The sequence below is a fragment of the Synechococcus sp. R55.7 genome (assembly GCF_047461955.1).
In the GTDB taxonomy this organism is placed as follows: domain Bacteria; phylum Cyanobacteriota; class Cyanobacteriia; order Thermostichales; family Thermostichaceae; genus Thermostichus.
On sequence record NZ_JANSIC010000018.1, the window covers coordinates 1 to 3,870 of the forward strand.

The window sequence follows — 3,870 nt, forward strand, 5'->3', positions numbered from 1 at the left end:
GTGAGGGTATCCCACTAGTTCCATTAGATGATCCCTTCCTGCCGCTTGGCGATTGGCATCCGCCAGCCGGTGCCGAAGGCGCGATCGGTGATGCGCAGCCCAGGGGGAGCTTGGTGTCGCTTGAACTCGGCATTCTGAACCAGCCGCAGCACCTGCTGCACGATGTCGGGATCGAACCCTTGAGCCACCAACTCGGGGCTGGATTGATGCTGCTCGATGTGCCGCTGCAGGATCTTGTCCAGCAAATCGTAGGGGGGCAAGCTGTCGCTATCTTGTTGGCCGGGTCGCAATTCCGCTGAGGGGGGCTTGGTCAGAGTAGCAAGCGGGATCCGCTCCTGCTGTCGGTTGATCCAGCGAGCCAAGCGGTACACCCAGGTCTTGGGCACATCGGAAATCACCGCCAGGCCGCCGGACATATCCCCGTAAATGGTGCAGTAGCCCACTGCTAGCTCTGATTTGTTGCCTGTGGTCAGCAGCAGCCGCCCGAACTTGTTGGAAAGGGCCATGAGGAGGGTGCCGCGAATGCGAGATTGCAGGTTTTCTTCCGTGATGTCTGGGGGGAGGCCGGCAAAGGGCTCTGCCAAAAGCTGGTGGTAGCTCTCCATGATGGACTGAATCGGCAGCTTCAGGGTAGGGATCCCCAGGTTTTGCGCCAGTTGGTAGGCGTCGGTCAGGCTGCCAGGGCTGGAATAGGGAGAGGGCATGAGCACCCCCAGCACCCGCTCCGGCCCCAAGGCATCGGCGGCGATCACAGCAGTGACGGCAGAGTCGATCCCCCCCGACAGGCCCAATAGCACCTCGCGAAAGCCACATTTGCTGACGTAATCGCGGGTGCCCAAAACCAACGCCTCGTACAGCTCAGCTTCCGGCTCAGTCGGCCAGCGGGATCCCGTAGTCGGTGGATTCTGGTCTGGGTTGGGAGACTGGGTCAACTCGTCCACATCCAGGATGAGGTGATCTGGCTGAAAGGCAGCCGCTTGGGCCACAACCCGACCCCAGCGATCCAGGGCGCAACTGGCCCCATCGAAGATGAGATCGTCGTTGCCCCCCACTTGATTGACATAGAGAATGGGCAGGGCGTGCTTGCGGGCCAGGGATCCCAGCATCTCCACCCGCAACTTCTGTTTGCCCAGGCTGAAGGGGGAAGCCGAGAGGTTAATCAGCAGGTCGGCACCGCAGCGGGCCATCTCTTCCACCGGATCCCAGTGGTAGCGACGGTGCTGCCAAAAATCGCGGTCGTTCCAAATGTCTTCACAAATGGTAAAGCCCAGGCGGCGGCCACGGTACTCGATGGGTTGGGGCTGGGATCCCGGCTCAAAATAGCGATCTTCGTCGAAGACATCGTAGGTGGGCAAGAGCGACTTCTGGAACCAATGGCGGATCTGGCCCCCCTCCAGCCAGGCAGCAGCATTGTAAAGGGGCCGACCCTCAGGCAGAGGATTGGGCTGCACGGATCCCACGACTACCGGAATGCTGGCCTGTAACCGGCTGGCCAAGTGCTGCAAAACCTGGCTTGCCCTCTCGACCAGGGCCGGATAGAGCAACAAATCGCGGGGTGGATATCCCAGCAACGCCAGCTCGGAGGTGATGGCCAACTCTGCTCCCGCCGCCGCCACTGCCTCAACCGCTGAACGGATGCGCTCGGCATTTCCGCTTAGATCGCCGACGATGTAGTTCAGTTGCAACAGCGCTACCTTCACCCTGCCCCCCATATGGTAAATCTCACCATAAGTGGCCCAAACCGAATCGTCAACAAGATTCTGCTGCGGGCAAGCGAAGAATAAACGTGGTTTGGTGGGCAGTGCTTTCCACCTGCAAAGAGCCGCCCAAGTGGTTGGCAATGGCTTGGGCCAGAGCCAATCCCAAGCCTGTTCCCCCCTGCTGCCAGGGATCCGAGTGGGGGATGCGATAAAACTGCTCGAAAATGCGTTCTTGTTCTTCGAGGGGAATGGTGGTGCCCGTGTTGGTCAAGCGCAGCTCCCAGCGGTCGGAACCTAAAGCAACAGCCTCTAGGACAATGTGTTCGCCGGCGGGCGTGAATTTGTGGGCATTGGTCAAAAGCTCACAGACCAAGCGTTCCAACAGGCGAGGATGGGTGTGCAGATAGGGCAGGTGGGGATCCCAGTGAACTTGTAGAGTTTGCTGCCGCTTGCGCATCTGGTCTTGGAACCGATTGATGAGAGGTGCCAAAAGGAAAGGCAAGTTAACCTTCTCAGAGGGCAGCTTGAGCGTATTGCCCGACAAATTTTGTAGATCCAGAAGATCGTTAATTAGGGAGATCTCTCGCTCGCACGCCTGCTCCAGAACCTCAAGATACTGGATTTGCTTGGGGGTGAGAGGAGAAACTTGATGGCTCAGTTTCAGCAGGTGAACCGAGAGGCTAATGCTGGTAAGGGGAGTGCGCAGCTCATGGGAGACGGCGGCCAGGAAGTTATTCCTAATTTGGCTGAGTTTTTTCAATTCCGTCACCTGAGCCTGGCTGCTGAGGTAGAGCCTGGCCTGTCGCAGGGCAATCGCACACTGGGCCGCCATTTGCTGAGCCAAATCGATTTCCCAATCGCTAAAACTCTCCTCAGGGGGCCGGGCCAGCCACAGATCCCCAAGAATGCCCTGATCGTCGGCAATGGGGCAGGCCAGCTTGGTCAAATAAGGGGGCAAAGTGTCGGGATCCCGTTGACGATCCCGAGCGCACAGTTGAAAGCACCAGCCTCGCCATAGCTGTTCGTAGAAGAGGGGAAAATCTCTCATCCAAACCCGAGCCCCGACCCCAGAGGTCGAAAGCGTCGTGTATTCATAGCTGATCAGGGAGTAGGTTCGGCGGCTATCGTAAAGGCCGACATTGCAAAAAAGAACGCCCAAAAATTTCCCCAGCTCGTTCACAACCGTCTGCAAGATCTGCTTTTCGTCCAGAGTTGCCCGTATCTGATGGATGAGGCGGCGCAGAATCGATTCAAACTGCAGACTGCGTTCCAGTTGCTGGGTTCGCTGTTGCACCAGGGCTGTTAATTCAGCTTCTCGTGTTTGCTGGGCCAGCTCCAAACGCTTACGCAGAGTAATATCACGCACCAAAACAATGGCCTCATCCGGCCCAAAGGGCAACAGACGTGCCTCACGATATTCCGGCAATGCTTCCGCAGTGTCTTGAGAAGTTTTGGGAAGCGGATATTCAATAACCTGAATTTCTCCCGTTTGAAAGGCTTTCTCTAGCAAAGGGGCAAAGTAGGTTTTCCAATGCTCTGGAAACAGATCTTGAATGTATTGGTTGAGATAGCGGTCATCGGGATAGGCCGATGCAAATCCTTTGGGGGGCTTGTAGGACAGGATTAGCCCTTGCCGATCCACTTGCAAAAGCATATCTGGGATCGCTTCGTAAAGAGCGCGGTAACGTGCTTCGCTGCGGGCCAGATCGGCCAAACTTTCTCGCAGGTGAGTTTCGGCCCTTTTTCGCTCGGAAATATCTTCTAGAAATTGGATGGCAAACAGAGGCTCGTTTTGAGCGTTTCGCACTACAGACAGTTGCAGGCGAACCCAGATCTCTCTGCCATCTTTACGGCGGATCGCCTTTTCATATTCATAGTTGCTAGCGTATCCGGCAATCAATTCATTCCAGAGTATCTCGCCCCGTTCTCGATCTTCAGGATAGGGGGTGTAATCTTCCGCTTTCAGAGCTGACCAATCTTCCTCGCTATACCCCGTAATCTCTGCCATTGCCGGGTTGAGGCTGAGATACCGGGGATCAGGATCCAAGCTCATCAGAGCAATCCCTTGGCTACAGAAGTTGAAGATCCCCTGCAATTGGTTTTGAATTTCCTCAAGAGCAGATTTGATGGATCGGCGCTCGCTGATATCATCCAGGAAGTGAACGGCAAA

Annotated in this window: 2 protein-coding genes; both read right to left on the bottom strand. The window is 56.4% G+C overall.

Annotated elements, in window-relative coordinates; genetic code table 11:
• Positions 1-23: 23 nt before the first annotated feature.
• Positions 24-1,712: an NAD+ synthase gene (locus NW820_RS01910; protein ID WP_414406537.1), complete on the bottom strand. Its 1,689-nt coding sequence runs from the start codon at positions 1,710-1,712 to the stop codon at positions 24-26.
• Positions 1,713-1,749: 37 nt separating this feature from the next.
• On the bottom strand, positions 1,750-3,870 hold a 2,121-nt coding region (locus NW820_RS01915), incomplete at its 5' end, for a PAS domain S-box protein (RefSeq protein ID WP_414406538.1).

Bases quoted from the DNA above. Each gene is read 5' to 3' on its own strand.
- NW820_RS01910 (WP_414406537.1), bottom strand. From the start codon at position 1,712: ATGGGGGGCAGGGTGAAGGTAGCGCTGTTGCAACTGAACTACATCGTC.